Origin of the sequence: Pseudomonas sp. 39004 (assembly GCF_028682155.1) — a bacterium.
GTDB lineage: Bacteria > Pseudomonadota > Gammaproteobacteria > Pseudomonadales > Pseudomonadaceae > Aquipseudomonas > Aquipseudomonas capeferrum.
The window spans coordinates 1-26554 of record NZ_JANIAG010000035.1 but is presented as its reverse complement, the minus strand read 5'-3'; the positions used below and the strand labels follow the sequence as shown (position 1 = coordinate 26554).

Below are 26554 nucleotides of genomic sequence, written 5' to 3'. Positions count from 1 at the left end.
TTGAACGGGCGGCGTGATGCTGAACAAATACCCTCTGTGGAAATACGCACTGATCCTGCTGGTACTGGCGATCGGTTTTATTTATTCCGCTCCCAACCTCTACCCGGATGATCCGGCGGTGCAAGTCAGTGGTGCCAGTTCGGCGCTGCAGGTAAACCAGGCCGACCTCGATCGCGTCTCCAAGGCGCTGACCGATGCCGGTATCACCGTCAAGGGCGCCAGCCTGGGTGAGAAGGGCAGTGCGCTGATTCGCCTGACCAACCAGGAAGACCAGCTTCCAGCCAAGGATGTAGTGCGCAAGGCACTGGGCGATGATTACGTCGTGGCCCTGAACCTGGCCCAGACCACTCCGCAATGGCTGCGTAACCTGGGTGCAAGCCCGATGAAACTGGGCCTGGACCTGTCCGGTGGTGTGCACTTCCTGCTGGAAGTGGACATGGACAAGGCCATGACCGCCCGTATGAAGGTGTATGAAGGGGAGGTCAAAACCCTCCTGCGCAAAGAGCGCATCCGCTACCGCAGCCTGCCTCAGCAGGATGGCGGCATCATGCTGGGCTTCGCTGACGATGCAACCCGCGAGCAGGCACGTGCCCTGATCCGCAAGAATTTCTCCGATTTCGACCTGACGGCCACCGAGCGCAATGACCTCGCCGTGCTGCGTCTGGCGCTGACTCAGGCGAAAGTCGCCGAGATCCGCGAATACTCGATCAAGCAGAACCTGACCACCGTGCGCAACCGCGTCAACGAGCTGGGCGTGGCCGAGCCGCTGGTTCAGCGTCAGGGCGCCAACCGTATCGTGGTCGAGCTGCCAGGCGTGCAGGACACTGCCGAAGCCAAGCGTATCCTCGGCAAGACCGCTAACCTTGAGTTCCGCTTCGGTGCCGAACCTGGCGCGTCCAAGGCAACCACCGAGGTCTTCGAGTTCCGCGAGGGCGGCCGCTCCGCCCCGGTCGAGCGTGGCCTGATCATCACCGGTGACCAGGTTACCGACGCCCAGGCCAGCTTCGACGAGCACGGCCGCCCGCAAGTGAACATCCGCCTGGATGGCCACGGCGGCGAGCTGATGAGCCGCGCCACGCGCAGCAACGTCGGGCGCAGCATGGCGGTGATCTTCATCGAGCAGAAACCGGTCACCCGCTACGTCAAGCAGACCGTCGACGGCGTCGAGAAGGAAGTGCCGGTACAGAGCTTCCAGGAAGAGAAGAAGATCATCAGCCTGGCGACCATTCAGTCGCCACTGGGTAGCCAGTTCCGCATCACCGGCCTGAACGGCCAGGGCGAATCGTCCGAGCTGGCCCTGCTGTTGCGTGCCGGTGGTCTGGCTGCGCCGATGTACTTCGCTGAAGAACGTACCATTGGCCCAAGCCTGGGTGCGGACAACATCACCAAGGGTATTGATGCGTCGCTGTGGGGCATGCTGTTCGTCTCGCTGTTCATCATCGCCATCTACCGCGGCTTCGGCGTGATCGCCACCATCGCCCTGGCGGGCAACATGGTCTTGCTGCTGGCGCTGATGTCGCTGCTGGGCGCGACCCTGACCCTGCCGGGTATCGCGGGTATCGTGTTGACCATGGGTATGGCGGTAGACGCCAACGTGCTGATCTTCTCGCGTATCCGTGAGGAGCTCAAAGCCGGCATGTCGGTGCAGCGCGCCATCCATGAAGGTTTCAACCGCGCCTTTACCGCGATCATCGACGCCAACCTGACCAGCCTGCTGGTCGGCGGCATCCTGTTCGCCATGGGTACCGGCCCGGTCAAGGGCTTTGCGGTCACCATGTCCCTCGGGATTTTCACCTCGATGTTCACCGCCATCATGGTGACCCGCGCAATGGTCAACCTGACCTGCGGCGGGCGTGACATCAAGAAGCTGTGGGTTTGAGGGAGCTGCGATGAAAACCATCAACTTCATGGGCGTGCGCAATGTCGCGTTCGCCATCACTGTGCTCCTCACCGTCCTGGCGCTGTTCAGCTGGTGGCAGAAGGGCCTGAACTTTGGCCTGGACTTCACCGGCGGTACGCTCATCGAGCTGACCTACGAGCGCCCGGCCGACCTCAAGGCGGTACGTGCCGAACTGGTCAACTCCGGCTTCCACGAGGCCGTGGTGCAGAGCTTTGGCGCGACCACCGACCTGCTGGTGCGTATGCCGGGCGATGACCCGCAACTGGGCAGCAAGGTAGCCGAGGCACTGCAAAAAGCCGGCGGCGACAACCCGGCCACGCTCAAGCGCGTCGAGTTCGTAGGCCCGCAGGTGGGTGAAGAACTGCGTGACCAGGGTGGCATGGGCATGCTCCTGGCCCTGGGCGGCATCCTCATCTACCTGGCCTTCCGCTTCCAGTGGAAGTTCGCCGTGGGCGCGATCATCTCGCTGATCCACGACGTGGTGGTGACGATGGGTATCCTGTCGTTCTTCCAGATCACCTTCGACCTGACGGTATTGGCGGCGGTGCTGGCGATCATCGGTTACTCGCTCAACGACACCATTGTCGTGTTCGATCGGGTGCGTGAGAACTTCCGTGTGATGCGCAAGGCGTCGCTGATCGAGAACATCAACGTCTCGACCACCCAGACCCTGCTGCGTACCATCGCTACCTCGGTGTCGACCTTGCTGGCCATCGCCGCACTGCTGTTCTTCGGTGGCGACAACCTGTTCGGCTTCTCGCTGGCGCTGTTCATCGGGGTCATGGCCGGTACCTACTCGTCGATCTATATCGCCAACGTGGTACTGATCTGGCTGAACCTGAACAGTGAAGACCTGATTCCGCCAGCCAAGACCGAAGGCGTGGACGAGCGTCCGTAAGGGCTTTCCTACGCCGTTTGGCGAATCAAGAGGCGCGAGTATTGAACTCGCGCCTTTTTTTTTGCTCCAAGGCAGGGAGAAGGCGGGCTATGTCCCGCAGGGAAGATCAGGAGGTTCAGGTGAATAAATCAATGCTGGTGGGTGCGGTACTGGGTGCTGTCGGTGTAACTGCCGGAGGTGCTGTGGCGACCTACAGCTTGGTGAACAAAGGGCCGGAGTACGCCCAGGTCACCGATGTGCAGCCGATCAAGCAGCAGGTCAAGACACCGCGTGAGGTCTGCAAGGATGTCACCGTGACGCGTCAGGCGCCGGTCAAGGACCAGCACCAGATCGCCGGTACCGTCGTGGGTGCCCTGGCCGGTGGCCTGCTGGGTAACCAGATTGGTGGCGGTACTGGCAAGAAGATCGCCACCGTGGCCGGTGCGGTCGGTGGTGGCTATGCCGGTAACAAGGTGCAGGAAGGCATGCAGCAGCGTGACACTTACACCACGACGCAAACCCGCTGCAATACGGTCAATGACATCAGCGACAAGGTCGTTGGTTATAACGTGAAGTACACCATTGGTGACCAGGTGGGGCAGGTGAAGATGGACCGCGAGCCGGGCTCGACCATCCCCCTGGACAAGAATGGCAAGCTGATTCTCAGTGAGAACCAGGCCGGGCAGTAAAGCTCATATTGCCGAGCTAGAAGGGGCGGGCTAGCAAGCCCGCTCCCAATGCGGTCTAGCGTAGTTGTGCGCCTAGTTGCTTGCGAAGCCGGACACGGTCCGGCTTGCCGGTCGGCGTCATGGGTATCCGTTCGAGCACTGCGATACTGGCACTAATGCCCAGGCGTTCCAGCCCCCCGGTCAGTTCCGCCAACCGCTCATGTGCGTCAGCCGTGTTGCCTTGCACGATCACATGGGCGCGCCGGCGATCCTGCTCGTCTACCAGTACCACCACGCGCTCGAACTTCATGGCCTGGGCGATCTGCGCTTCCAGGGCGGGGGCAAACTGCATGCCTTGTTGCGTGAGCAGGGCATCCGTCGCGCGCCCCAGCGGCATCAGGCTGCCGTCGGCAAGGCGCCGGGCGATATCGCCGGTGGCATAGGCCTGGTCCTCGCAAGGGATCGGTGCAGGTGGGAAGTACCCCGAGCCGCGGTGCGTGGAGCGGGCGATGATTTCGCCTACCTCCGGTTGTGCGGGGTCCAGCGGTTCCAGCGTCACCTCGACATCACCTACCGGGCGCATGCCGCAGCCGACCTGCAGGGTAGGCGTGAAGTTTGCCAGGACCATGCCGAACTCCGTCGAGCCGTAGATCCTTTTCAGGTGCACGCCCAGGTGGCGCTCGCTTTCCAGCACCACATGGTCGTCCAGGTAGGCGCCGCCGCAGAAAGGTTTGCTCAGTGCTGGCAGGCGGATGCCGGTGTTCTGTGCGGCCTGGGCCAGCTCCAGGTACTGCGACGGCAGTGCGCTCATCACGCTGATACGCTGTTCGTGCAGGGTGCGCAGGGTGTTCTCAACTTGGGTCGCCTCACCCAGGTACAGCGTCGCGCCCGTCAGCAAGGCCGGGAATACATGCAGGTCTACCGCATGCCCGCCATCGAGGCTATGGATATTCAGGTAGCGCGCACCGGCGTCCAGGCCGGCGCTGTCTACCCAATGCATGATTTCCCGGTACAGCCGGTCTTGGCGCCACAGCGCAAGTTTGGGTGCGCCGGTGCTGCCTGAGGTTTCCTGCATGCGCATCAGCCCGGCGCAGTCGCGCCAGGTTGGGGTCTTGAGGTTGACAGGTGTAGGCGAATAGAGGGTAAAGCCTGGTACACCAAGGCCCGCGGGCACGATGCCGGCTTCGGTAATCAGTAGGGCGGCGCCGACCTGGCCCAGGCGCATTGCCCGCTGGTGGATGCTGCTGGCCACGCTCACGGGGCAGTGAATCAGCCCCAGGCTTGCCATGGCAAACAGCAGCGCCACATAACCGGTACTGTTGCCCAGTTGCGTGGCTACTACATCACCTTCGCGCAGGCCTGCGGCATGCAGCCTGGCGCGCAACTGGTCGATGTCCTGCAGCAGTTCGCCGTAGCTGCGGGTTTTGCCATGGCTGTCGACGACCGCCGGGTAGTCGCGATGGCGCGCAACCATGCTGAAGAACTGTTGCTGGAACATGCAGGAGGGCTCCTTGTGGGTCAGCCGAAATACAGCTTCAGGTGTTTTCCCGTGCCGTCCATGTGCATCGTGGTGCTGCCTGCCGGTGCAGGCTGGTGCCACGCTAGTAAATAGGCTGCGCGCAGCGCCTGGTACCTCCCAGAACAGGGAGGTTGTGGTGGGTTGAGCAACTGATTAGTGTCTGCGACCGCTTGCTTCTCGTCGGCGGGCACTCCATGCACGTTGATTTCAATGTGCCATGTAACTATCTTATCGACCCACCTGAATGAGGGAGTCGATATTCCCTCGCGTGTTGTCTCGCCATGAGACCACCGTCAAACGGTGCCTACGAGGAAGGGAATGACCCTACTGGTAATGGATGAGCTGCTACGACTCAGCGAAATGGAGCGCTTTGAGGACTGGCTGGCTCACCTTAAAATCCTGACCCGCAAGCTGGGATACTCGAACTTTCTGATCGGTCTCAAGCCTGCGCCCACTGACGCCAATCAGCAGGTGCTGATCTACAGCGACTACCCTGATGCGTGGCGCACACGTTACGACGCCGAGTCCTACGCTGCGGTCGATCCGGTGGTTCAGCACTGCCTGAATGCAAACCGGCCACTGCTCTGGGACCGGGACAACTACCGCCGTCCCTCAGAGTCGGAATTCTTCGAAGAAGCTGCCGCACATGGCTTGCAGCAAGGCCTTGCGCTGCCCTTGCATGGTCCGCGCGGCGAGGCGGGCATGCTCTGCCTGAAACCCTCTGAAAGTGGCCCGCGAGCGACCGCTACGATGATCGAATCCTTGCCTATGGCGACCCTGCTGCGCGATTACGCGATGGAGGGGATGCTCAAGGCGCGCATCGAATGCTCCACACCCGTGCACCTGACGAGCCGCGAAAAAGAGGTGCTGCAGTGGAGCGCAGCAGGCAAGACCACCTGGGAAATCTCGATGATTCTGTCGTGCACGACCTCGGCCATCGACTTCCACTTCAAGAACATCCGCCGCAAGTTCCAGGTCAGCTCGCGCCAGATGGCGGTGCTCAAGGCCATCCAGCAAAAATCGATCACGCCCTGAGTGTCACTGCGGGCGTTGGGCCAGGTCGCTTTCCTCCAGGCGGCCGCTGAGGTAAAGGCGCAGCAGGATATACACCGGGGCGGGCACTTGGCTGGTGCATTCGATGCGGCTGGCGCAGGCCTGACTGATGCCGAACCTTGACCAGAATTCGGTCTGGCTCTGCTTGAGGCCCAGGCGCAGGCTGATGGCTTGATGGGCGACCTCGCGCACAGCTGAGGTATTGAGTAGCTTCATCGGGAATCAATCCTGCAAAAGCCGAAAAATTAACAAGTCTGGTTAATGTCGACCACCTCCCAAATTAGGTAGGATTTTATTTAACCGGCATGAATATACCGTGGGTGGCAATTCAAACCACTGCCGGTAATTGCCCCTATGCTTATCTCCATTGATCGTCGCACTAACATCGACCCGCAAGCGCTGAATGCCATGCATAAACTTCGGGCGCGTATCTTCAAAGTTAAAAAGATGTGGGATATCCCGCTGATCAATGACATGGAGATCGATGGCTACGATGCGCTCGACCCCTATTACATGATCATCAACCGCGATGACGAGGCGGGCTATGTCTGTGGGTGCTGGCGGATACTGCCGACCACGGGCCCGAACATGCTGGCGCATACCTTCCCCGAACTGCTGCATGGGCATCCTGCACCGTGCTCCGACGCTATCTGGGAGCTGAGCCGCTTTGCCATCGAGCTGCCAGACGGCAATCGGTTCGGCTTCTCCCAGGGCACCACGCAGGCCATTCATGCGATCGTCAATTATGCCATCGGTTGTGGTGTGGAACAGTTTGTCACGGTGACCACGGTGGGGGTCGAGAAAATGTTGATCCGCCTGGGGTTGGATATCAGCCGCTTCGGCCCCGCGTTGCAAATTGGTGTCGAGCGTGCGGTGGCGTTGCGCATCGAGTTGAATGAGAAGACGACCTCGGCATTGGAGGCCGCCATCAAGAATAACTGCCATTGAATAGGCCGCGGCTGCCGTGCGGCTGTTATATCAATACGTTGTAAGGCGGGTGAAGTGTCGAGCACAATACGTCGCCATAAAAAAAGCACCCCGAGGGGTGCTTCTTTATAACGCCAACGGTACTTAGCGTTTCATGCTCTCTGGCAGGTGCGGCTGGATAGCCGTGAGTACTGCCTTGAAGCACTTGATGTTACCCGCGACGATGTGGCCCTTGTCGAGGAAGTCGTGGCCACCGTTGAAGTCGCTGACCAGGCCGCCTGCTTCTTGAATCAGCAGTACGCCTGCAGCCATGTCCCACTCGGACAGGCCCGACTCCCAGAACGCATCGAAACGGCCGGCGGCGACGTAGGCCAGGTCCAGGCTGGCGGAGCCTGCGCGGCGGATGCCTGCAGTCTGGCCAGTCAGGGCGCGGAACATGCCCAGGTAGTTGTCCAGGTCGGCCATTTGGCTGTCACGGAACGGGAAACCGGTGCCCAGCAGGGCGCCTTCCAGGCTGGTGCGCGAGCTGACGCGCAGGCGACGGCCATTGAGCTGGGCGCCACGGCCACGGCTGGCGGTGAATTCTTCCTGGCGAACCGGGTCGAGAACCACAGCGTGCTCAAGGCGACCACGGTATTTGCAGGCGATGCTGACAGCGAAATGAGGGATGCCGCGCAGGAAGTTGGTGGTGCCGTCCAGTGGGTCGATGATCCACAGGTAGTCCTTGCCTTCTTCGCCGGTGCCCGCGTGCATGCCGGTCTCTTCACCCTGGATGGAGTGGTTCGGGTAGGCCTTGCGCAGGGCGTCGACGATTTTCTGTTCGGCGGCGCGATCGACTTCGGAAACGTAGTCCTTGGCCTCTTTCTCATCGACCTTGATGCTATCCAGGCGTTCGATGGAGCGGAAAATCAGTTCACTGGCGCTGCGAGCGGCGCGCAGGGCGATATTCAGCATAGGCTGCATGGGCGGGTCACCTGGAGATGTTAAAGAAGAAAGCCGATCATTCTAGCAGAAAACTTTGACGGCAGAAGTGTCACATTTGCTTTCATGGCGTTACGTCTGTCGGTTCTGTAAGATCGAAGGCCCTGATATCTGCCTCTGAGAGCACAACACCGTGCTGCAAAATATTCGTGTTGTTCTGGTCAATACCAGCCACCCCGGCAACATCGGCGGCGCTGCGCGTGCCATGAAAAACATGGGCTTGTCGCGTCTGGTGCTGGTGCAGCCAAAAGCGTTTCCCGATGCCGAAGCCAGTGCCCGGGCCTCCGGCGCCGACGATGTGCTGGGTAGCGCCCAGGTCGTCGATAGCCTCGAGCAGGCGCTGGTCGGCTGTAACCTGGTGATGGGTACCAGTGCCCGCGAGCGCAGCATCCCCTGGCCGTTGATCGACCCTCGCGAATGCGGGGCCAAGGCTGTGGAGCATGCGCTGGGTGGCGAGGAAATCGCCCTGGTGTTCGGTCGCGAACACGCCGGCCTGACCAACGACGAACTGCAGCGATGTCACTTCCACGTGCACATTCCCTCGAACCCCGACTTCAGCTCGCTGAATCTGGCCGCCGCGGTCCAGGTGCTCTCTTATGAGGTGCGCATGGCCTGGCTCGCAGCCGAGGATGCCCCGGCGAAAGTCGAGAAGGCCGACGCCAGCGAGCTGGCGACCATGGACGAAATGGAGCTGTTCTACGACCACCTGGAAAAGACCCTGGTGGACATCGGCTTCCTTGATCCCGAGAAGCCCAAGCACCTGATGGCGCGCCTGCGCCGGCTGTACGGGCGCAGCTCGGTGAACCGTCCGGAAATGAGCATTTTGCGCGGCATCCTCACCGAGACCCAGAAAGTGGCTCGGGGCGAACCGCATAAAAGGAAGGACTGACAGATGTTCGAACGCCTGCGTGAAGATATTCAAAGCGTATTCCATCGTGACCCGGCAGCGCGCAACGCCTTCGAGGTGCTGACCTGCTACCCGGGCATGCATGCCATCTGGCTGCACCGGCTGGGCAATGCCTTGTGGACGCGTGATTTCAAATGGCTGGCCCGGCTTGTGTCGAACTTCGGGCGCTGGATGACCGGGATCGAGATCCACCCTGGCGCCACCATTGGCCGGCGTTTCTTCATCGACCACGGCATGGGGATCGTCATCGGCGAGACCGCCGAGATCGGCGATGACGTCACGCTTTATCAGGGTGTGACCCTGGGCGGCACCAGCTGGAATAAAGGCAAGCGCCATCCGACCCTGGAAAACGGCGTGGTGGTGGGGGCGGGGGCCAAGGTGCTGGGCCCGTTCACCGTAGGTGCCGGGGCCAAGATCGGCTCCAATGCGGTGGTGACCAAGGCCGTGCCAGCAGGGGCGACCGCAGTCGGTATCCCGGGCCGCATCATCGTCAAGAGCGAAGAAAACGAAGTCGAAGCCCGGCGCAAGGCCATGGCCGAGAAGATCGGCTTCGATGCGTATGGCGTCAGTGGCGACATGCCAGATCCGGTCGCACGTGCCATCGGGCAGATGCTCGACCACCTGCAAGCGGTGGATGAGCGCCTGGAGGGCATGTGCGGCGCGCTGACCAAGATGGGCAGCGACTACTGTGCCAAGGAGTTGCCGGCGCTGCCGGAGGATGACTTCACCGAGGCTGCCCAGGCCGCCCAGCGCGACACTCAGTCGCATTGATCGCGTCGCGCTGAAGCCGTGGTGACATACGGGGCGTGTGCTCACGCCCCTCGTCTGCTACAATCGCGCCCGCCTCCCGATGTAAAACCCGACTAAAGCAGTAGGTCTAATAGTTGACTTAAATGCTCGGGAATCGCATACTCGCTCACATCCTGTAACTCCCGTGGTACCCAATAGCCATGCGACTGACTACTAAAGGCCGATACGCCGTGACAGCCATGCTTGACTTGGCGTTACACGCGCAGCATGGGCCCGTGTCTTTGGCCGACATTTCCGAGCGCCAGGGCATTTCCCTCTCTTATCTGGAGCAGCTGTTCGCCAAGCTGCGCCGCAGCAGCCTGGTATCCAGTGTGCGCGGTCCAGGCGGTGGCTATCAGCTGTCGCGGGGCATGGAAACCATCCAGGTGGCTCAGGTCATCGACGCGGTCAATGAATCGGTCGATGCCACCCGTTGCCAGGGCCTTGGGGATTGCCATGCCGGTGATACCTGCCTGACCCACCACCTGTGGTGCGATCTCAGCCAGCAGATCCATGAATTCCTCAGCGGCATCAGCCTGGCCGACCTCGTCAAGCGCCGTGAGGTGCAGGAAGTCGCCCAGCGCCAGGACCTGCGTCGTGTCGCAGGCCGATCCGCCCAGTTGGACAAGATTGAGACGTCCGCCGTCGACTGACCTTTATAACAGCGACGAGCGACGCCACCGCCTGATAGGAGATATCCATGAAGTTGCCGATCTACCTCGATTACTCCGCGACCACCCCGGTCGACCCACGTGTCGCCCAGAAGATGGCCGACTGCCTGCTGGTCGACGGGAACTTCGGTAACCCGGCTTCGCGCTCCCACGTCTTCGGCTGGAAAGCCGAGGAAGCGGTCGAGAACGGTCGTCGCCAGGTCGCCGAACTGATCAACGCCGATCCGCGTGAAATCGTCTGGACCAGCGGTGCCACCGAGTCCGACAACCTCGCACTCAAAGGTGTCGCGCACTTCTATCAGACCAAGGGCAAGCACATCATCACCTCCAAGATCGAGCACAAGGCGGTCCTGGACACCGCTCGCCAGCTCGAACGTGAAGGTTTCGAAGTCACCTACCTGGAGCCAGGCGAAGACGGTATCGTCACCCCGGCCATGGTCGAGGCTGTGCTGCGCGACGACACCATTCTGGTCTCGCTGATGCACGTCAACAACGAAGTCGGCTCGATCAACGACATCGCCGCCATTGGTGAGCTGACCCGCTCGCGCGGCGTGCTGTTCCATGTCGACGCCGCCCAGTCGGCCGGCAAGGTCGAAATCGATGTGCAGAAGCTGAAGGTCGACCTGATGTCGTTCTCGGCGCACAAGGTCTACGGCCCCAAAGGCATCGGCGCGCTGTACGTCAGCCGCAAGCCGCGTGTGCGCCTCGAGGCAATCATTCACGGCGGTGGCCATGAGCGCGGCATGCGTTCGGGCACCCTGCCAACCCACCAGATCGTCGGCATGGGCGAGGCGTTCGCCATCGCCAAGCAAGAGATGGCCAGCGAAAACGTGCGCATCAAGGCCCTGAGCGACCGCTTCTTCAAGCAGGTTTCGGACCTCGAAGAGCTGTACGTCAACGGCAGCCAGACCGCCCGTGTACCGCACAACCTGAACCTGAGCTTCAACTACGTCGAAGGTGAGTCGCTGCTGATGTCGCTGAAGGACATCGCGGTATCGTCCGGTTCGGCCTGTACCTCCGCTTCGCTCGAGCCGTCGTACGTACTGCGCGCTCTGGGCCGCAACGACGAGCTGGCGCACAGCTCGATCCGCTTCTCCTTCGGCCGCTTCACCACTGAAGAAGAAGTCGACTACGCCGCGCAGAAAGTCTGCGAGGCCGTTAACAAACTGCGTGAGCTGTCGCCGCTGTGGGACATGTACAAAGACGGCGTTGACATCTCCAAGATCGAGTGGGCCGCCCACTAAGCAGTCGCCGGCAAGAGCGGCTCCCTGATGAGGAAGGAATTGCACCATGGCATACAGTGAAAAGGTCATCGACCACTACGAAAACCCGCGCAACGTCGGCAAGATGAATGCCGAGGACCCGGATGTCGGTACCGGCATGGTCGGCGCGCCGGCCTGCGGTGACGTGATGCGTCTGCAGATCAAGGTCAACGAGCAGGGCGTCATCGAAGACGCCAAGTTCAAGACCTACGGCTGCGGTTCGGCCATCGCCTCCAGCTCCCTCGCCACCGAGTGGATGAAGGGCAAGACCCTGGACGAAGCCGAAACCATCAAGAACACCCAGCTGGCCGAAGAACTGGCGTTGCCGCCGGTCAAGATCCACTGCTCGGTACTCGCCGAGGATGCCATCAAGGCAGCCGTACGCGATTACAAGCAGAAGAAAGGCTTGATCTAAGTCGCCTGTTGCGAGGTAAGGAGTTCTGATGGCTATCAGCATGACAGAAGCCGCCGCCAACCATGTGCGGCGTTCCCTCGAGGGGCGCGGCAAGGGCGAAGGTATTCGCCTGGGCGTGCGCACCACCGGTTGTTCGGGCCTGGCCTACGTGCTGGAGTTCGTCGACGAGCTGGCTGACGAAGACACGGTGTTCGAGAACCATGGCGTCAAGGTGATCATCGATCCCAAGAGCCTGGTGTACCTCGACGGCACCGAACTGGACTTCGTCAAGGAAGGGTTGAACGAAGGCTTCAGGTTCAACAACCCCAACGTGCGCGGTGAGTGTGGCTGCGGCGAAAGCTTCAACGTCTGAGGCTGGCTGTGGGTACTCCTTGTCATTTCGCACTGTTTGACCTCCAGCCAAGCTTCCGCCTGGATCTCGACAAGCTGGCCACTCGCTACCGCGAGCTGGCCCGCGAAGTCCATCCTGATCGCTTTGCCGACGCCTCCGAGCGTGAGCAGCGCGTAGCGCTGGAAAAATCCGCAGCCCTCAACGACGCCTACCAGACCCTGCGCAATGCGCCGCGCCGAGCCCGCTACCTGCTGGCCATCGGTGGCCATGAAGTGCCTCAGGAAGTCACGGTCCACGACCCCGACTTCCTGTTGCAGCAGATGCAGTTGCGTGAAGAGCTCGAAGAGCTGCAGGACGAAGCCGACCTTGAGGGTGTCGGCGTGTTCAAGAAGCGCCTCAAGGCCGCCCAGGACACGCTGAACGAGGACTTCGCCGCCTGTTGGGACGTTGCAGACGAGCGCGAGAAGGCCGAGCGCCTGATGCGCCGCATGCAATTCCTCGACAAGCTCGCCCAAGAAGTGCGCCAACTGGAAGAGCGCCTCGACGATTAACCCGGTGTCTTTCGTGATGACGCCTAAGGTATTCAGATAAGCATGGCCCTACTGCAGATCGCCGAACCCGGTCAGACCCCTCAGCCGCACCAGCGTCGCCTGGCGGTGGGTATCGACCTGGGTACCACCAATTCTCTGGTCGCTGCCTTGCGCAGCGGTCGCAGCGAGCCCCTGCCCGATGCGCAGGGTAATGTCATTCTGCCGTCTGCGGTGCGCTACCTCGAAGGGCGCAGCGAAGTCGGGCAGGCTGCGCGCGATGCCGCTTCCAGCGACCCACTGAACACCGTGCTGTCGGTAAAGCGCCTGATGGGGCGTGGTCTGGCCGACGTCAAGCAACTGGGCGAACAGCTGCCTTACCGCTTCATTGGCGGTGAGTCGCACATGCCGTTCATCGATACCGTCCAGGGGCCGAAAAGCCCGGTGGAAGTGTCCGCCGATATCCTCAAGGTGCTGCGTGAGCGCGCCGAGCAAACCCTCGGCGGCGATCTGGTGGGGGCGGTGATCACCGTGCCGGCCTATTTCGACGACGCCCAGCGCCAGGCCACCAAGGACGCTGCGCGCCTGGCCGGCCTCAATGTACTGCGCCTGCTCAACGAGCCGACCGCAGCGGCCGTGGCCTATGGCCTGGACCAGAACGCCGAAGGCGTGGTGGCCATCTATGACCTGGGTGGCGGTACCTTCGATATTTCCATCCTGCGCCTGACGGCCGGTGTCTTCGAAGTCCTGGCCACCGGCGGCGATACCGCCTTGGGCGGCGATGATTTCGACCATGCCATTGCTGGCTGGATCATCGAGCAGGCTGGCCTGTCCTCCGATCTGGACCCGGCCACCCAGCGCCAGCTGCTGCAGGCCGCCTGCGCCGCCAAGGAAGCCCTGACCGATGCCGACGTAGTCAGTGTCCGCCACGGTGCCTGGCAGGACGAGCTGAGCCGTGCGGCCTTTGAAGCCATGATCGAACCGTTGGTCGCCCGCAGCCTCAAGGCCTGCCGCCGCGCCGTGCGCGACAGCGGCGTCGAGCTGGAAGAGGTCGGTGCCGTGGTGATGGTGGGCGGTTCGACCCGCGTACCCCGCGTGCGTGACGCTGTCGGCAGCCTGTTCGGCCGCACCCCGCTGACCTCGATCGACCCGGACCAGGTGGTGGCCATCGGTGCTGCCATCCAGGCCGACACCTTGGCTGGCAACCGCCGCGAAGGTGGCGAGTTGCTGCTGCTCGATGTCATCCCGCTGTCCCTGGGCCTTGAGACCATGGGGGGGTTGATGGAGAAAGTGATTCCGCGCAACACCACCATTCCGGTGGCGCGTGCCCAGGAGTTCACCACTTATAAAGATGGCCAGTCGGCCATGATGATCCACGTGCTGCAGGGCGAACGCGAGCTGATCAGCGACTGCCGCTCCCTGGCGCGCTTCGAACTGCGCGGCATCCCGGCGATGGTTGCCGGCGCCGCGAAGATCCGTGTGACCTTCCAGGTCGATGCCGATGGCCTGCTCAGCGTCGCGGCCCGCGAACTGGGGTCGGGGGTCGAGGCCAGCATTCAGGTCAAGCCATCCTACGGCCTGACCGACGGCGAGATCGCCCGCATGCTCAAGGATTCGTTCGAGCACGCAGGCAACGACAAGCAGGCGCGTCAGCTGCGTGAACACCAGGTTGATGGCGAGCGTCTGCTCGAAGCGGTGCAGGGCGCCCTGGACGCCGATGGCGAGCGGCTGCTCAGCAGCGAAGAACGTGAAGCCATTGAATTCCAGATGCAAGAACTACGTGATTTGCTGACCGGCACCGATGGCCCTGCCATCGAGCAACAGACCAAGCGTCTGTCGCAGGTGACCGATGCATTTGCCGCCCGTCGCCTTGATTCGACGGTCAAAGCCGCACTGGCCGGGCGCAACCTGAATGAGATCGAGGAGTAACCGATGCCGCTGGTGACATTCCTGCCGCATGAGAAGTTCTGCCCGGAGGGGCTGACCGTGGAGGTCGCGCCCGGGACCAACATCCTGGAGCTGGCCCACGACCATCACATCGAGATGGAAAGCGCCTGCGGTGGCGTAAAGGCCTGCACCACCTGTCACTGCATTGTTCGCAAAGGTTTCGACTCGCTCGATGAAGCCGACGAGCTGGAAGAGGACATGCTGGACAAGGCCTGGGGCCTGGAGGCCCAGTCGCGCCTCGGCTGCCAGGTAGTCGTCGGTGACCAGGACCTGGCCATAGAGATCCCCAAGTATTCGCTCAACCACGCTGCCGAAGCGCCCCACTGAGGATTTTTGCATGAGTCTGAAATGGGTTGATGTACTTGAGATCGCCATCCAGCTTGCAGAAAGCAAGCCGGAAGTCGATCCTCGTTATGTGAATTTCGTCGATCTGCACCGCTGGGTGCTGGCATTGCCAGAGTTCAGCGACGATCCGTCACGCGGCGGTGAGAAAGTGCTCGAGGCCATCCAGGCGGCCTGGATTGATGAAGCCGACTAAGCGCGACGCTGCAGGTTAGGCAATCCCCTGGAACCCGCGTATAATTCGCGGGTTTAATTTTTCGCAACACTCATATTTCTGGAGTTTTCCATGGCTGTTCAACGTACTTTCTCGATCATCAAGCCTGACGCAGTTGCCAAAAACGTCATCGGCAAGATCACCACTCGCTTCGAAGACGCCGGCCTGAAAATCGTTGCCTCGAAAATCAAGCAACTGTCCAAAGCCGAAGCCGAAGGCTTCTACGCTGAGCACAGCGAGCGCGGCTTCTTCGGCGACCTGGTTGCCTTCATGACTTCCGGTCCGGTTGTCGTTCAGGTTCTGGAAGGCGAAAACGCCATCGCTCTGAACCGTGAGCTGATGGGCGCTACCAACCCTAAAGAAGCTGCTGCCGGCACCATCCGTGCTGACTTCGCCGAGTCGATCGACGCCAACGCCGTTCACGGTTCGGACTCCGAAGCTGCTGCTGCTCGCGAAATCGCTTACTTCTTCGCTGCTACCGAGGTAACCACTCGCTAAGCGAAAGCTTACGGGTGAGGGTGAATCCATGACGACATCTACTGGCAAAATCAACCTGTTGGGCCTGACCCAGCCGGAAATGGAACAATTCTTCGACTCTATCGGGGAGAAGCGCTTCCGTGCCGGCCAGGTGATGAAATGGATTCACCATTTTGGCGTCGATGATTTCGCCGCCATGACGAACGTCGGCAAGGCCTTGCGCGAAAAGCTCGAGGCTGTTGCCGAAATTCGCCCACCGGAAGTGGTCAGTGAAGACATTTCCGCCGACGGCACCCGTAAATGGGTGATCCGCGTTGCCTCCGGCAGCTGCGTCGAGACCGTCTACATTCCCACCGACGACCGCGGCACTTTGTGCGTCTCGTCGCAAGCCGGCTGCGCCCTGGATTGCAGTTTCTGCTCCACCGGCAAGCAAGGCTTCAACAGCAACCTCACCGCCGCCGAAGTGATCGGCCAGGTGTGGCTTGCCAACAAATCTTTCGGGACCGTCCCGGCCAAAGTCGACCGCGCGATTACCAACGTGGTCATGATGGGCATGGGCGAGCCTCTGCTGAACTTCGACAATGTCATCGCCGCCATGAAGATCATGATGGATGATCTGGGCTATGGCATTTCCAAACGTCGCGTCACCTTGTCCACATCGGGCGTGGTGCCGATGATCGACGAGCTGGCCAAGCACATCGACGTGTCGCTGGCCCTGTCGCTGCACGCGCCGAACGACGCGCTGCGCAACCAGTTGGTGCCGATCAACAAGAAGTACCCGTTGAAGGTGCTGCTGGAGTCGTGCATGGGCTACATGGCCACCCTGGGCGGCAAGCGCGTGCTGACGGTCGAGTACACCCTGCTCAAGGACGTCAACGACCAGCCCGAGCACGCTGCACAGATGATCGAGCTGCTGCGCGACGTGCCGTGCAAGATCAACCTGATCCCGTTCAACCCGTTCCCGCATTCCGGTTACGAGCGCCCTAGCAACAATGCTATTCGCCGCTTCCAGGACCTGCTGCACCACGGCGGCTTCAACGTCACCACCCGTACCACCCGTGGCGAGGACATCGACGCCGCCTGTGGTCAGCTGGTCGGCCAGGTCAACGACCGTACTCGCCGCAGTGAGCGCTACATCGCCGTGCGCCAGTTGTCTGCCGACGCCGAGCTGCCAGACAGCGCCGCGCGCCACTGACCGAGAACCTAGCCATGAGCCTGCGCGCCGCGCTGTCGATCCTTGCGCTTTTGCTGCTGGCCGGCTGCGTGTCGGGCGGCGCGGGCGATCCGCTGGCCAGTCGGCAGGGGCGGGAAGAGGCGGGCAGGGCTTATGTGCAGCTTGGGCTGGGGTATTTGCAACAAGGCCTGACCGAGCAGGCCAAGGCGCCGCTGGGCAAAGCCCTCGCCCTCGACGCCAGCGATGCCGGCGCACACGCCGCCCTGGCGCTGGTGTTTCAGGCGCAGGGTGAGCCGGGGTTGGCGGAGAAACACTTTCAAAAAGCCCTGCAGGCACGCCCTGGCGATACGCGAATTCGCAACAATTACGGCAGTTTCCTTTATGCTCAGGGGCGATTTGCCGAGGCCAAGCAGATGTTTCGCCTGGCCAGCGCCGATACCCTGTATCCTGAACGCTCCCGCGTGTACGAGAACCTTGGCCTGACTGCCCTGAAGCTCGAACGTCGTGACCAGGCCCACACATATCTGTTCAAAGCGTTGCAACTCAACCCGCAGCAACCGAAAGCGTTGCTGGAAATGGCTGAGTTGTCCTACGAAAACAGGCATTATGTGCCGGCCCTGGACTACTACGATCGTTTCAGCCGGTTGAGCGACCATGACGCCCGTAGCCTTCTGCTGGGCAGCCGCCTTGCCCGGGTATTCGACGAGCAGGGCACACTGGCCGACCTGGGCCAGCAATTACAACGACTTTATCCCGGTACGCCGGAATATCAGCAATACCTGTCGGAGCAACGATGAACGCCGCGCATCCCGAAGTAGCAGTAGCGCCTGGCCAGAACCCCGGTGAGCTTTTGCGCCAGGCCCGTGAGAAGCGGGACTGGTCACAAGCCGAGGTGGCCCGCAAGCTCAACCTCACTGTCAGTTCGTTGAACCACGTGGAAACCGGCGCCTTCGACAAGCTGCCCGGGCACACCTTCGCCCGTGGTTATATCCGCGCCTATGCCAAACTGATGGACCTGGACCAGGCCGCGTTGGTCGAGGCCTTCGACCAGTACACCGGTACCCATGCCAAGGGCAGTGAAGTGCATTCGCTGGGCCGCATCGAAGAACCGGTGCGCCTGTCGCACAACATCCTGCGCGGTGTCAGCCTGTTGCTGCTGGTGGCAGTGGTCGGTGGTGGTTTCGTCTGGTGGCAGGACCAGGGCAGCTTGCGGGGCAAGGACCTGGCCAAGATCGCCCTGGAGCACGTCGAGGTCGAGAGCGCCGACGGCACCACGCAGATCCACCCGTTGGACGAGCCTGAAGACCAGGCCGTGACGGCAGGCCAGCAACCCGAAAGCGCACCGTTGCCGCTGGAACAGGCCGCTGGCGAACAGCCGCCTGCCGCCGCCGAGCAAGCGCCGGCCAGCCCTGCGCAAACCCCAGCTGCAAACGCAACGCCAGCCCCGGCCGCGCAGGCACAAGTGCCCGCCGCAGCCACTGCGCCAACGCCAGCACCTGCTGCAGTAGCACCTGCTGCCACGGCACCTGTCGCTGCTGCCCCTGTGGTAGCCGCCGCCGAGCCGGCCGCACCGGTCGCAGTACCTGCCGGTAGCGCCAAGGTCGCCATCCAGTTCACTGCCGATTGCTGGACCCAGGTCTCCGACGGCAACGGCAAGGTGCTGTTCAGCGCGGTCAAGCGCAAGGGCGACAACCTCGAGCTGACCGGCAAACCGCCGTTCGCGGTACGCCTGGGCTTTGCCCGTGGCGCCCAGGTCAGCTACAACGGCCAGGCCGTCGATGTTGCTCCGTTCACCAGTGGCGAGACTGCTCGCCTGAAGTTGGGACAGTAAGTCATGCACGGCGAATCTCCGATCAAACGTCGCGAATCCCGCAAAATCTGGGTCGGCAATGTGCCGGTGGGTGGTGATGCGCCCATCGCGGTGCAAAGCATGACCAACACCGACACCAACGATGTCGACGCCACCGTCGGCCAGATCCAGCGTCTGGTCGATGCCGGTGTCGACATCGTGCGCGTCTCGGTACCGGACATGGACGCCGCCGAGGCATTCGGCCGCATCAAGCAACGGGTGAGCGTGCCGCTGGTCGCCGACATTCATTTCGACTACAAGATCGCGCTGCGCGTGGCCGAGCTGGGTGTCGACTGCCTGCGTATCAACCCGGGCAACATCGGCCGTGAAGACCGTGTACGCGCGGTGGTCGATGCCGCCCGTGACCGCGGTATCCCGATCCGTATCGGCGTCAACGCAGGCTCCCTGGAAAAGGACCTGCAGAAGAAGTACGGCGAACCGACCCCAGCGGCGCTGGTCGAGTCGGCGCTGCGCCATGTCGAGCACCTGGACCGCCTGGATTTCCAGGACTTCAAGGTCAGCGTCAAGGCCTCCGACGTGTTCATGGCCGTCGAAGCCTATCGCCTGCTGGCCAAGCAGATCATCCAGCCCCTGCACCTGGGCATCACCGAAGCCGGTGGCCTGCGATCGGGGACGGTGAAATCCGCCGTCGGCCTCGGTATGCTGCTGGCCGAGGGCATCGGCGATACCATTCGTATCTCCCTGGCCGCTGACCCGGTCGAAGAAGTGAAGGTCGGCTACGACATCCTCAAGTCGCTGCACCTGCGTTCGCGTGGCATCAACTTCATCGCCTGCCCGAGCTGCTCGCGGCAGAACTTCGATGTGGTCAAGACCATGAACGAGCTGGAAGGGCGCCTGGAAGACCTGCTGGTACCGCTGGACGTGGCGGTGATCGGTTGTGTGGTCAACGGCCCCGGCGAAGCCAAGGAAGCCCATGTAGGGCTGACCGGCGGTACGCCGAACCTGATCTACATCGACGGCAAACCGGCGCAGAAGCTGACCAATGACAACCTGGTCGATGAGCTCGAGAAGCTCATCCGCCAGAAAGCGGCCGAGAAGGCCGAGGCCGACGCGGCGCTGATCGCCCGTGGCTGACACACAGCATTCGTAAGGACTTTTCGTGAGCAAATCGCTGCAAGCCATCCGTGGCATGAACGACATCCTGCCAGAACAGTCGCCACTGTGGCGCTACTTCGAAGGCACCGTGGCCGGTCTGCTGGATACCTACGGGTACAGCCAGATCCGCACGCCGATCGTCGAGTTCACCGAGCTGTTCAAACGCTCCATCGGTGAAGTGACCGACATCGTCGAAAAAGAGATGTACACCTTCGAGGACCGCAACGGCGATTCGCTCACCCTGCGCCCTGAAGGTACCGCCGCCTGCGTGCGTGCCGTGCTGGAGCATGGCATCACCGGCAACGGCCAGGTGCAGAAGCTGTGGTACATCGGCCAGATGTTCCGCCACGAGCGCCCGCAGAAAGGCCGTTACCGCCAGTTCCACCAGATCGGCGTGGAAGTGTTCAACCTCGACGGCCCGGACATCGACGCCGAGCTGATCATGCTGACCTGGCGCCTGTGGGGCCTGCTGGGCATCCAGGACGCGGTCAAGCTCGAGCTCAACAGCCTGGGCACCAGCGAAGCCCGTGCGCGCTACCGTGATGCCCTGGTCGAGTTCCTGTCGGCACGCCTTGAGCAGCTGGACGAAGACAGCCAGCGTCGCCTCAAGAGCAACCCGCTGCGCATCCTCGACAGCAAGGACCAGAACACCCAGGCGGTGCTGGTCGGTGCACCGAAGCTCGAAGATTACCTGGACGAAGCGTCCCGCGTGCACTTCGAGGGCCTCAAAGCCCGTCTGGATGCGGCCGGCATCCCGTTCGTGATCAACACCAAGCTGGTGCGTGGCCTGGACTACTACAGCAAGACCGTGTTCGAGTGGGTGACCGACAAGCTCGGTGCCCAAGGCACCGTCTGTGCCGGTGGCCGCTACGACGGCCTGGTCGAGCAGATGGGCGGCAAGCCGACCACTGGTGTAGGTTTCGCCATGGGTATCGAGCGCTTGATTCTGCTGCTGGAGACCCTGGGCAAGGTGCCCGAGTCGATCAGCCGTCAGGTCGATGTCTACCTCTGCGCCTTCGGTGAACAGGCAGAGCTGGCTGGCCTGCGTCTGTCCGAAAACCTGCGTGATCGCCTGCCGGGCCTGCGCCTGGTGGTCAACGCTGGTGGCGGCAGCTTCAAGAGCCAATTCAAGAAAGCCGACAAGAGCGGCGCGCTGTTGGCCCTGATTCTTGGCGACGACGAGCTGGCCAAGCAGGAAATCGGCGTGAAGCCCCTGCGTGGCCAGGGCGAACAACAGAACATTGCCTGGGATGCTCTGGCTGAGCACCTGGAAACCGCAATCGCTCAGGCGTAACGCGGTTCAACAAGCGAATAGGCGAAAAGGAGTATTGGGGTGTCGAGTACAGATGATGATGACCTGGCAGGGGTCAAGGACTGGTGGAACCGCAACGGCAAGCCACTGCTGACCGGTGCCCTGCTGGCCGGCGTGGTGGTGTTGGGCTGGAATACCTGGCACAAGTACCAGAACAACCAGTCGCAAGGTGCCTCGCAGCTGTACCAGGCATTGCTTGAGACCAGCCTGACGCCAAGCGGCCAGCCAGACGCGACCAAGGTCGCGGAACTGGCCGGCAAGCTCAAGAGCGAATTCGGCGGTACCGCCTACGCCCAGTATGGCAGCCTGTTCGTGGCCAAGGTCGCGGTCGAGAGCGGCAAGCTCGACGACGCCGCCGCCGAGCTCAAGGGTGTGCTGGACAAGCCAGCCGATACCACGCTTGGCGAGATTTCGCGCCAGCGCCTGGCCCGTGTACTGGCTGCCCAGGACAAGGCCGACGAGGCCCTCAAGCTGCTCGACGGTGACGCCGACAAGGCGTTCCTGGCCAGCCGCGAAGAATTGAAGGGTGACCTGCTGGTACAGCTTGGTCGCGCCGACGATGCCCACAGCGCTTATGAAAAAGCCAAGGCCGCGCTGTCCGATGAGGCGGCGGTCGGTGGCCTGCAATTGAAGCTGGATGACCTGGCCAAAGGGGACGCCTGACGTGATCGGTTGGAAACAAGCAGCAGTGCTGACCCTGGCCGTTCTGGCCGCGGGTTGCAGCAGCAACAGCAAGAAGGAACTGCCCCCGGCCGAGCTGACCAAGTTCACCGAGGAAGTGGTACTGAAGAAGCAGTGGAGCCGTTCGATCGGTGACGGCCAGGGCGAGACGTACAACACCCTGGTACCGGCCATCGAAAACGACCGTATCTATGCCTCCGACGTCAACGGCGAAGTCTTCGCCCTCGACCGTATCACCGGCGACGTAGCCTGGAAGAAAGACCTCGACCTGCAGGTGTCGGGCGCTGTCGGTGTGGGTTACGGGCTGGTCATGCTCGGTACCCTCAAAGGCGAAGTCATCGCGCTGGACTCCAGCACCGGTGAAGAGCGCTGGCGCTCACGCGTGACCAGTGAAGTGCTGGCACCACCGGCCAACAATGGTGACGTGGTGGTGGTGCAGACCCAGGACGACCGCCTGATCGGCCTCGATGCCGCGACCGGCGACCGCCGCTGGATCTATGAAAGCACCCCGGCCGTGCTGACCCTGCGGGGCACCGGTGCGCCGATCGTGACCAACCGCATGGCGGTTGCCGGCCTGTCCACCGGCAAAGTGATCGCGGTGGATATCAGCAACGGCGTGCCGGTGTGGGAGAGCCGCGTGGCCATCCCGCAGGGGCGTTCCGAGCTGGACCGCGTAGTGGATATCGACGGCGGCTTGCTGCTGTCCGGTGGTACCCTGTACGTCAGCACCTACCAGGGCCGCGTAGCGGGCCTGGACCTGGAAAGCGGCCGTGTGCTGTGGCAGCGTGATGCTTCCAGCTACGTGGGTGTCGCCCAGGGTTACGGTAACGTCTATGTCAGCGAAGCCTCGGGTACCGTTGAAAGTGTCGACGAGCGCTCTTCCAGCGCCCTGTGGACCAACGATTCCATGGCTCGCCGTCAGCTGTCGGCACCGGAAGTGTTCTCCAGCTACGTGGCTGTAGGTGACTTCGAGGGTTACCTGCACCTGCTCAGCCAGGTCGATGGCCGCTTCGTCGGTCGCGAGCGAATCGACAGTGATGGCCTGCGCGCCCGGCCCCTGGTGGTCGGCGACACCATCTACGTTTTCGGCAACAGCGGCAAGCTCGAGGCACTGACCGTCCGCTGAAGCTAAGCTCAAGTCCGCCAACGGGCTTGAGCCGCGGTGTAGGAAACGCCGCACATACTCCGGCCGCTGCCTTGCAGCGGCCTTTGCATTTTCAAGAATTCAAGAGTGGAGAGCCGCATGGTTCCCGTAATCGCCCTGGTGGGACGGCCGAACGTCGGCAAATCCACCATGTTCAACCGCCTGACCAAAACCCGCGATGCCATCGTCGGTGACCTGTCGGGTCTGACCCGTGACCGCCAGTATGGTGATGCCTCCTGGCAGGGTCGTTCCTTCATCCTGATCGACACCGGTGGTATCACCGGTGACGAAGTGGGCATGGACGAGAAGATGGCCGAGCAGTCGCTCATGGCCATCGAAGAAGCCGACTATGTGCTGTTCCTGGTCGATGCCCGTGCGGGCATGACCGCAGCAGACCTGATGATCGCCGAGCACCTGCGCAAGCGGAACAAGTCGGCGATTCTGGTCGCCAACAAGATCGACAACATCGACCCTGACGTCGCCCGCGCCGAGTTCTCGCCGATGGGCATGGGCAACGCCATCCCGGTGGCGGGCTCCCAGGGCCGTGGTATCAGCGCCCTGATGGAAGCCGTGCTCGGCCACCTGCCGCGCGATGCCGAAGACGAAGCGCTGGACCAGGACGTCGCCGAAGGCGAGGAAGCCGTGCGCATCCCTGGCCCGAGCGAAAAGGATGGCATCAAGATCGCCATCATCGGCCGCCCGAACGTCGGCAAGTCGACCCTGGTCAACCGCATGCTCGGCGAAGAGCGCGTGGTGGTCTACGACGAGCCGGGTACTACCCGTGACAGTATCTACATCCCGTTCGAGCGTGATGGCGACAAGTACACCTTCATCGACACCGCCGGGGTGCGCAAGCGCGGCAAGATCCACGAGGAAGTCGAGAAGTTCTCCGTGGTCAAGACGCTGCAGGCGATCAAGGACGCCAACGTCGTGATCTTCGTCATGGATGCCCGCGAAGGGGTGGTCGACCATGACCTGAACCTGCTGGGCTTCGCCCTCGAAGCCGGCCGCGCCATCGTCATCGCCCTGAACAAGTGGGATGGCATGGAGCCGGGTGAGCGCGCCTACGTGAAGACCGAACTGGAGCGCCGGCTGTTCTTCGTCGACTTCGCCGACATCCACTTCATTTCCGCGCTGCACGGCACGGGCGTGGGCAACCTGTACAAGTCGGTACAGGCCGCGTTCATGTCGGCGGTGACCCGCTGGCCGACCAGCCGCCTGACGCAGATCCTCGAAGACGCCGTGAGCGAGCACCAGCCGCCGCTGGTCAATGGCCGCCGCATCAAACTGCGCTATGCGCACTTGGGGGGTGCCAACCCGCCGCTGATCGTGATCCACGGCAACCAGACCGACAGCATTCCCAAGTCGTACTCGCGTTACCTGGAAAACACCTATCGCCGCGTGCTCAAGCTGGTCGGTACGCCGATCCGTATCGAGTACAAGGGGGGTGAAAACCCGTACGAGGGCAAGAAAAACACCCTCACCGATCGCCAGGTCAACAAGAAGCGCCGCTTGATGTCGCACCACAAGAAGGCCGAGAAGAAGCGCCGCGACAAGCGCTAGCTAGCGGCAAGCTACAAGCTCAAAGCTGCAAGAAAAAGCAGGCGGTGATGCATGCCGCTTTTTCTTGTGGCTTGAAACTTGTAGCTTATAGCTCTCAGTCCCCAGGAAAGAGGGCTCCATGATCCGCAGCAAACTGCCGAATGTCGGCACGACCATCTTCACCACCATGTCCCAGCTCGCCGTGCAGACTGGCGCGCTCAACCTCTCCCAAGGTTTCCCCGACTTCAATGGCCCGCAGGCCCTGCTCGATGCAGTGGGCCGGCATGTGGCCGCCGGGCATAACCAGTACGCGCCGATGACCGGCCTGCCGGCCCTGCGCCAGCAGGTAGCGGCCAAGGTCGAGCGCCTGTATGGGGCCAAGGTCGATGCCGATCAGGAAGTGACCATCACCCCCGGTGCCACCGAGGCGATCTTCTGCGCCATTCAGGCGGTGATCCACAGCGGTGACGAGGTGATCGTCTTCGACCCTTGTTACGACAGCTATGAACCTTCCGTAGAGCTGGCCGGCGGTCGTTGCGTGCATGTACAGCTCAGTGACGGCGACTTCCGCATCGACTGGCAGAAGTTCAGCGATGCCCTGAGCCCGCGCACACGCATGGTCATCCTCAATTCGCCGCACAACCCCAGCGGCGCGCTGATCACCCGAGAAGACCTGGACCAGTTGGCGCGGCTGATTGCCGAGCGCGATATCTACCTGGTCAGTGATGAAGTCTACGAACACCTGGTCTACGACGGTGTAGGCCACGCCAGCGTGCTGGCCCATGCCGAGCTGTATAGCCGTGCCTTCGTGGTCAGTTCGTTCGGCAAGACCTACCATGTGACGGGGTGGAAGACCGGCTACGTGATTGCGCCAGCGGCCCTGAGCGCAGAGCTGCGCAAGGTGCACCAGTACGTCAACTTCTGCGGGGTGACGCCTTTGCAGTGCGCGCTCGCGGACTTCATGGCCGAGCACCCCGAGCACCTCGACCAACTGCCCGGCTTCTACCAGGCCAAGCGCGACCTGTTCTGCGACTTGCTGGCGGGTTCGCGCTTCAGTTTCCGCCGCGCGGCGGGCACCTACTTCCAACTGGTGGACTATTCGCAGATCCGCCCGGACCTGAACGACGTCGACATGGCGCTGTGGCTGACCCGTGAGCATGGCGTGGCGACCATTCCGGTGTCGGTGTTCTACCAGCAACCCATCCCCGAGCAACGCCTGGTGCGCCTGTGCTTTGCCAAACGTGAGGAGACGCTGCGTCAAGCAGCGGAAAAACTATGCGCGATCTGAGTGCACTGCCCAACCTGAAAATCGCTCTGGTGCAAACCACCTTGGCCTGGCATGACCGCGAGGCCAACTATGCGCATTTCGAGGTATTGCTCGACCAGGCAGGTGATGTCGACCTGGTGATCCTGCCCGAGATGTTCACCACTGGGTTTTCCATGGAGTCGCAACGCCTGGCCGAGCCTGAGAACGGCCCCACCTACAAATGGCTCAAGGCCCAGGCCAAGCGGATCGACGCAGTGGTCACCGGCAGCGTGATCATCCAGGCCGCCGATGGCAGCCACCGCAACCGCTTGCTTTGGGCACGGCCGGATGGCGAGATCCTGCACTATGACAAGCGCCACCTGTTCCGCATGGCCGGTGAGCATAAGCACTACACCCCGGGCGAGCGCCAGGTGCAGTTCGAGATCAAGGGCTGGCGGGTGCGCCCACTGATCTGCTACGACCTGCGTTTCCCGGTGTGGAGCCGCGATGCCCAGGACACCGACCTGTTGTTGTATACCGCCAACTGGCCGGCCGCGCGCCGCCAGCACTGGAACCGCCTGCTGCCGGCCCGCGGCATCGAGAACCTGTGTTATGTGGCGGCGGTGAACCGCGTCGGCACCGATGGCAAGGGCTTCGCTTATTCGGGACAACGGATTTCGAAT

At 62.2% G+C, this 26554-nt stretch carries 29 protein-coding genes; 26 read left to right on the top strand and 3 right to left on the bottom strand.

Going from position 1 to position 26554, the window contains the following annotated elements; all coding sequences use genetic code 11:
- Positions 1 to 16 precede the first annotated feature (16 nt).
- The 3 genes from secD (at position 17) to NP534_RS08915 (ending at position 3466) form a co-directional block, all read left to right on the top strand.
- On the top strand, positions 17 to 1879 hold the full coding sequence (gene secD, locus NP534_RS08925) for a protein translocase subunit SecD (protein WP_033701200.1): 1863 nt from the start codon (positions 17 to 19) through the stop codon (positions 1877 to 1879).
- Between the two features lie 10 nt (positions 1880 to 1889).
- On the top strand, positions 1890 to 2798 hold the full coding sequence (gene secF / locus NP534_RS08920) for a protein translocase subunit SecF (RefSeq protein ID WP_274098489.1): 909 nt from the start codon (positions 1890 to 1892) through the stop codon (positions 2796 to 2798).
- Between the two features lie 119 nt (positions 2799 to 2917).
- Positions 2918 to 3466: a glycine zipper 2TM domain-containing protein gene (locus NP534_RS08915; RefSeq protein ID WP_274098488.1), complete on the top strand. Its 549-nt coding sequence runs from the start codon at positions 2918 to 2920 to the stop codon at positions 3464 to 3466.
- Between the two features lie 55 nt (positions 3467 to 3521).
- On the opposite strand, the gene NP534_RS08910 is transcribed toward NP534_RS08915, so the two are convergent.
- The gene (locus NP534_RS08910; protein WP_274098487.1) at positions 3522 to 4943 is read right to left on the bottom strand and encodes a class I adenylate-forming enzyme family protein; all 1422 of its coding nucleotides are present in this window, start codon (positions 4941 to 4943) and stop codon (positions 3522 to 3524) included.
- A 339-nt stretch (positions 4944 to 5282) separates the two neighbouring features.
- Here NP534_RS08910 and NP534_RS08905 point away from each other — a divergent pair, with 339 nt between their 5' ends.
- The gene (locus tag NP534_RS08905; protein ID WP_052040694.1) at positions 5283 to 5999 is read left to right on the top strand and encodes a LuxR family transcriptional regulator; all 717 of its coding nucleotides are present in this window, start codon (positions 5283 to 5285) and stop codon (positions 5997 to 5999) included.
- Positions 6000 to 6002: 3 nt separating this feature from the next.
- On the opposite strand, the gene NP534_RS08900 is transcribed toward NP534_RS08905, so the two are convergent.
- On the bottom strand, positions 6003 to 6233 hold the full coding sequence (locus NP534_RS08900; protein WP_027595536.1) for a hypothetical protein: 231 nt from the start codon (positions 6231 to 6233) through the stop codon (positions 6003 to 6005).
- 138 nt (positions 6234 to 6371) lie between these two features.
- On the opposite strand from NP534_RS08900, the gene NP534_RS08895 reads away from it, so the two are divergent.
- Positions 6372 to 6965 carry an acyl-homoserine-lactone synthase gene (locus NP534_RS08895; protein WP_186662908.1) on the top strand — a complete coding sequence of 198 codons (594 nt, stop codon included), beginning with the start codon at positions 6372 to 6374 and terminating at the stop codon, positions 6963 to 6965.
- Between the two features lie 123 nt (positions 6966 to 7088).
- On the opposite strand, the gene suhB is transcribed toward NP534_RS08895, so the two are convergent.
- Positions 7089 to 7907 carry a type III secretion system regulator SuhB gene (suhB, locus tag NP534_RS08890; RefSeq protein ID WP_033701193.1) on the bottom strand — a complete coding sequence of 273 codons (819 nt, stop codon included), beginning with the start codon at positions 7905 to 7907 and terminating at the stop codon, positions 7089 to 7091.
- A gap of 151 nt (positions 7908 to 8058) precedes the next feature.
- Here suhB and trmJ point away from each other — a divergent pair, with 151 nt between their 5' ends.
- The 21 genes from trmJ to NP534_RS08785 all read left to right on the top strand — a co-directional run.
- A complete protein-coding gene (gene trmJ, locus NP534_RS08885; protein ID WP_274098486.1) occupies positions 8059 to 8814 on the top strand; it encodes a tRNA (cytosine(32)/uridine(32)-2'-O)-methyltransferase TrmJ in 756 nt (251 codons plus the stop codon).
- Positions 8815 to 8817: 3 nt separating this feature from the next.
- Positions 8818 to 9603 carry a serine O-acetyltransferase gene (gene cysE / locus NP534_RS08880; protein ID WP_033701190.1) on the top strand — a complete coding sequence of 262 codons (786 nt, stop codon included), beginning with the start codon at positions 8818 to 8820 and terminating at the stop codon, positions 9601 to 9603.
- Between the two features lie 179 nt (positions 9604 to 9782).
- Positions 9783 to 10274 (top strand): Fe-S cluster assembly transcriptional regulator IscR, encoded by a 492-nt coding sequence (gene iscR / locus NP534_RS08875; RefSeq protein ID WP_027595541.1) that lies wholly within the window; start codon positions 9783 to 9785, stop codon positions 10272 to 10274.
- A gap of 47 nt (positions 10275 to 10321) precedes the next feature.
- Positions 10322 to 11536 carry an IscS subfamily cysteine desulfurase gene (locus tag NP534_RS08870; protein ID WP_033701189.1) on the top strand — a complete coding sequence of 405 codons (1215 nt, stop codon included), beginning with the start codon at positions 10322 to 10324 and terminating at the stop codon, positions 11534 to 11536.
- A gap of 46 nt (positions 11537 to 11582) precedes the next feature.
- Positions 11583 to 11969 (top strand): Fe-S cluster assembly scaffold IscU, encoded by a 387-nt coding sequence (gene iscU, locus NP534_RS08865; protein WP_003248539.1) that lies wholly within the window; start codon positions 11583 to 11585, stop codon positions 11967 to 11969.
- Between the two features lie 28 nt (positions 11970 to 11997).
- Complete coding sequence (iscA, locus tag NP534_RS08860) at positions 11998 to 12321, top strand: iron-sulfur cluster assembly protein IscA (RefSeq protein WP_033701188.1); 324 nt, start codon at positions 11998 to 12000, stop codon at positions 12319 to 12321.
- Positions 12322 to 12329: 8 nt separating this feature from the next.
- Positions 12330 to 12851, top strand: coding sequence for a co-chaperone HscB (gene hscB, locus NP534_RS08855; RefSeq protein WP_274098485.1), 522 nt, complete (start codon positions 12330 to 12332; stop codon positions 12849 to 12851).
- Between the two features lie 42 nt (positions 12852 to 12893).
- A complete protein-coding gene (gene hscA / locus NP534_RS08850; RefSeq protein WP_274098484.1) occupies positions 12894 to 14756 on the top strand; it encodes a Fe-S protein assembly chaperone HscA in 1863 nt (620 codons plus the stop codon).
- Between the two features lie 3 nt (positions 14757 to 14759).
- Positions 14760 to 15101 carry an ISC system 2Fe-2S type ferredoxin gene (gene fdx, locus NP534_RS08845; RefSeq protein ID WP_258714445.1) on the top strand — a complete coding sequence of 114 codons (342 nt, stop codon included), beginning with the start codon at positions 14760 to 14762 and terminating at the stop codon, positions 15099 to 15101.
- 10 nt (positions 15102 to 15111) lie between these two features.
- Positions 15112 to 15312, top strand: a complete 201-nt coding sequence (gene iscX, locus NP534_RS08840) for a Fe-S cluster assembly protein IscX (protein ID WP_003248529.1) — start codon at positions 15112 to 15114, stop codon at positions 15310 to 15312.
- Positions 15313 to 15402: 90 nt separating this feature from the next.
- Positions 15403 to 15828 carry a nucleoside-diphosphate kinase gene (gene ndk, locus NP534_RS08835; RefSeq protein WP_033701183.1) on the top strand — a complete coding sequence of 142 codons (426 nt, stop codon included), beginning with the start codon at positions 15403 to 15405 and terminating at the stop codon, positions 15826 to 15828.
- Positions 15829 to 15856: 28 nt separating this feature from the next.
- Entirely contained in the window at positions 15857 to 17002 is a 1146-nt protein-coding gene (gene rlmN, locus NP534_RS08830) for a 23S rRNA (adenine(2503)-C(2))-methyltransferase RlmN (protein ID WP_033701180.1), read from the top strand.
- A gap of 14 nt (positions 17003 to 17016) precedes the next feature.
- On the top strand, positions 17017 to 17778 hold the full coding sequence (gene pilW, locus NP534_RS08825) for a type IV pilus biogenesis/stability protein PilW (RefSeq protein ID WP_274098483.1): 762 nt from the start codon (positions 17017 to 17019) through the stop codon (positions 17776 to 17778).
- A complete protein-coding gene (locus NP534_RS08820; RefSeq protein ID WP_274098482.1) occupies positions 17775 to 18812 on the top strand; it encodes a RodZ domain-containing protein in 1038 nt (345 codons plus the stop codon). The genes pilW and NP534_RS08820 overlap by 4 nt, the downstream gene beginning before the upstream one ends.
- Positions 18813 to 18815: 3 nt before the next feature.
- Complete coding sequence (ispG, locus tag NP534_RS08815) at positions 18816 to 19925, top strand: flavodoxin-dependent (E)-4-hydroxy-3-methylbut-2-enyl-diphosphate synthase (protein WP_033701177.1); 1110 nt, start codon at positions 18816 to 18818, stop codon at positions 19923 to 19925.
- A gap of 25 nt (positions 19926 to 19950) precedes the next feature.
- Positions 19951 to 21240 (top strand): histidine--tRNA ligase, encoded by a 1290-nt coding sequence (hisS, locus tag NP534_RS08810; protein WP_274098481.1) that lies wholly within the window; start codon positions 19951 to 19953, stop codon positions 21238 to 21240.
- A 39-nt stretch (positions 21241 to 21279) separates the two neighbouring features.
- Positions 21280 to 21921 carry a tetratricopeptide repeat protein gene (locus NP534_RS08805; RefSeq protein WP_033701175.1) on the top strand — a complete coding sequence of 214 codons (642 nt, stop codon included), beginning with the start codon at positions 21280 to 21282 and terminating at the stop codon, positions 21919 to 21921.
- Position 21922: 1 nt separating this feature from the next.
- Positions 21923 to 23065, top strand: coding sequence for an outer membrane protein assembly factor BamB (bamB, locus tag NP534_RS08800; RefSeq protein ID WP_033701523.1), 1143 nt, complete (start codon positions 21923 to 21925; stop codon positions 23063 to 23065).
- Positions 23066 to 23182: 117 nt separating this feature from the next.
- Positions 23183 to 24646, top strand: coding sequence for a ribosome biogenesis GTPase Der (gene der, locus NP534_RS08795; RefSeq protein WP_033701174.1), 1464 nt, complete (start codon positions 23183 to 23185; stop codon positions 24644 to 24646).
- Positions 24647 to 24764: 118 nt separating this feature from the next.
- Positions 24765 to 25913 (top strand): pyridoxal phosphate-dependent aminotransferase, encoded by a 1149-nt coding sequence (locus tag NP534_RS08790; protein ID WP_033701171.1) that lies wholly within the window; start codon positions 24765 to 24767, stop codon positions 25911 to 25913.
- Positions 25901 to 26554: amidohydrolase (locus NP534_RS08785; RefSeq protein WP_274098480.1), on the top strand; the 654-nt coding region annotated here is incomplete at its 3' end. The genes NP534_RS08790 and NP534_RS08785, both read left to right, overlap by 13 nt.

Coding starts and splice junctions, on each gene's coding strand:
- iscR (WP_027595541.1), top strand. CDS start 9,783: ATGCGACTGACTACTAAAGGCCGATACGCCGTGACAGCCATGCTTGAC.
- iscX (WP_003248529.1), top strand. CDS start 15,112: ATGAGTCTGAAATGGGTTGATGTACTTGAGATCGCCATCCAGCTTGCA.
- NP534_RS08790 (WP_033701171.1), top strand. CDS start 24,765: ATGATCCGCAGCAAACTGCCGAATGTCGGCACGACCATCTTCACCACC.
- secD (WP_033701200.1), top strand. CDS start 17: ATGCTGAACAAATACCCTCTGTGGAAATACGCACTGATCCTGCTGGTA.
- cysE (WP_033701190.1), top strand. CDS start 8,818: ATGTTCGAACGCCTGCGTGAAGATATTCAAAGCGTATTCCATCGTGAC.
- NP534_RS08900 (WP_027595536.1), bottom strand. CDS start 6,233: ATGAAGCTACTCAATACCTCAGCTGTGCGCGAGGTCGCCCATCAAGCC.
- iscA (WP_033701188.1), top strand. CDS start 11,998: ATGGCTATCAGCATGACAGAAGCCGCCGCCAACCATGTGCGGCGTTCC.
- der (WP_033701174.1), top strand. CDS start 23,183: ATGGTTCCCGTAATCGCCCTGGTGGGACGGCCGAACGTCGGCAAATCC.
- ispG (WP_033701177.1), top strand. CDS start 18,816: ATGCACGGCGAATCTCCGATCAAACGTCGCGAATCCCGCAAAATCTGG.
- rlmN (WP_033701180.1), top strand. CDS start 15,857: ATGACGACATCTACTGGCAAAATCAACCTGTTGGGCCTGACCCAGCCG.
- ndk (WP_033701183.1), top strand. CDS start 15,403: ATGGCTGTTCAACGTACTTTCTCGATCATCAAGCCTGACGCAGTTGCC.
- iscU (WP_003248539.1), top strand. CDS start 11,583: ATGGCATACAGTGAAAAGGTCATCGACCACTACGAAAACCCGCGCAAC.
- fdx (WP_258714445.1), top strand. CDS start 14,760: ATGCCGCTGGTGACATTCCTGCCGCATGAGAAGTTCTGCCCGGAGGGG.
- NP534_RS08895 (WP_186662908.1), top strand. CDS start 6,372: ATGCTTATCTCCATTGATCGTCGCACTAACATCGACCCGCAAGCGCTG.
- NP534_RS08910 (WP_274098487.1), bottom strand. CDS start 4,943: ATGTTCCAGCAACAGTTCTTCAGCATGGTTGCGCGCCATCGCGACTAC.
- hscA (WP_274098484.1), top strand. CDS start 12,894: ATGGCCCTACTGCAGATCGCCGAACCCGGTCAGACCCCTCAGCCGCAC.
- suhB (WP_033701193.1), bottom strand. CDS start 7,907: ATGCAGCCTATGCTGAATATCGCCCTGCGCGCCGCTCGCAGCGCCAGT.
- NP534_RS08870 (WP_033701189.1), top strand. CDS start 10,322: ATGAAGTTGCCGATCTACCTCGATTACTCCGCGACCACCCCGGTCGAC.
- NP534_RS08820 (WP_274098482.1), top strand. CDS start 17,775: ATGAACGCCGCGCATCCCGAAGTAGCAGTAGCGCCTGGCCAGAACCCC.
- NP534_RS08905 (WP_052040694.1), top strand. CDS start 5,283: ATGACCCTACTGGTAATGGATGAGCTGCTACGACTCAGCGAAATGGAG.
- secF (WP_274098489.1), top strand. CDS start 1,890: ATGAAAACCATCAACTTCATGGGCGTGCGCAATGTCGCGTTCGCCATC.
- pilW (WP_274098483.1), top strand. CDS start 17,017: ATGAGCCTGCGCGCCGCGCTGTCGATCCTTGCGCTTTTGCTGCTGGCC.